The organism is Chryseobacterium sp. CBTAP 102, from assembly GCF_003201365.1.
GTDB classification, from domain to species: domain Bacteria; phylum Bacteroidota; class Bacteroidia; order Flavobacteriales; family Weeksellaceae; genus Chryseobacterium; species Chryseobacterium candidae.
In genome coordinates this window covers 1-1,138 of sequence record NZ_QICX01000033.1, presented here as the reverse complement: position 1 = coordinate 1,138, position 1,138 = coordinate 1, and the positions used below count along the sequence as shown (strand labels likewise).

The following is a 1,138-nucleotide window of genomic DNA, read 5'->3' as shown; positions in this document are numbered from 1 at the left end:
GCTTCTTTTAAAGCGAGATACACTGATTTCATGACGGCATCATCTGTAGGAAAAGACATTTTGTTTTTGGTGTATTTTCTGATTTTTCCGTTGAGATTTTCAATTAAATTAGTGGTATAAATGATTTTTCGGATCTCCAAAGGAAATTCAAAAAATACAGTCAGTTCATCCCAATTATTCCGCCAGGATGCAATAGCATAAGAATATTTGCTTTCCCATTTTGCTGCAAAATCACCCAGAGCTGCTTCAGCAGCTTGTTTTGTTGGAGCAGTGTAAATATGCTTCATATCGGCAGAGAACTCTTTCCTGTCTTTCCAAACCACATATTTGCAGGCATTTCTGATTTGATGGACGACACAGATCTGGGTTTGAGATTCAGGAAAAACAGAACGTATGGTCTGGGTAAATCCGTTTAAATTATCGGTGGCAGTGATGAGAATATCCTCTACACCACGAGCCTTTAAATCTGTGAGAACGCCCATCCAGAAAGCTGAACTTTCATTTTTTCCAAGCCACATACCCAAGACTTCTTTTCTACCGTCACGGTTTAATCCCACAGCCAGATAAACTGTTTTATTAATGACTTTGGAATTTTCCCTTACCTTGAAAACAATGCCATCCATCCAAACAATGAGATATAAATCTTCAAGCGGGCGGTTTTGCCAGCTCACCACTTCACTGGCAACAGCATTGGTGATTCGTGAGATGGTAGAAGTAGAAACTTCAAAATCATACATTTCTTTGATTTGTTCTTCAATATCGCTTACACTCATTCCTTTAGCATAAAATGAGATGATGATATTCTCCAAACCTTCGATGATATTGTGTCTCTTTGGGACTAATACAGGTTCAAAACTGCCTTCTCTATCTCGGGGAACTTTAATTTCAGATTCGCCAAATGAGGATTTTATCTTCTTGGTCCCGTGGCCGTTTCTGTAATTTCCAGTGATGGATTTCTGATGCTTTTCATTATCCAAATGGGTGTCCAATTCTGCATCAAGCATATGTTCTACAGCTCGTTTATGCATTTCTTTGAAGAAAGAGGTTAAGTCTTCTCCATTTTTAAAGGACTTATAGAAATCCTTGTTGTTTAATAAGTCTTCTTTGTCTATCATAACTATGTAATGGTTAAAAATAA

The 1,138-nt window shown here is 37.5% G+C and carries 1 protein-coding gene; it reads right to left on the bottom strand.

Annotated elements, in window-relative coordinates; translation table 11 throughout:
- A partial coding sequence (locus C8D70_RS20620) for an IS256 family transposase (protein WP_110368542.1) occupies positions 1–1,115 on the bottom strand: 1,115 nt, incomplete at its 3' end.
- Positions 1,116–1,138: the final 23 nt, after the last annotated feature.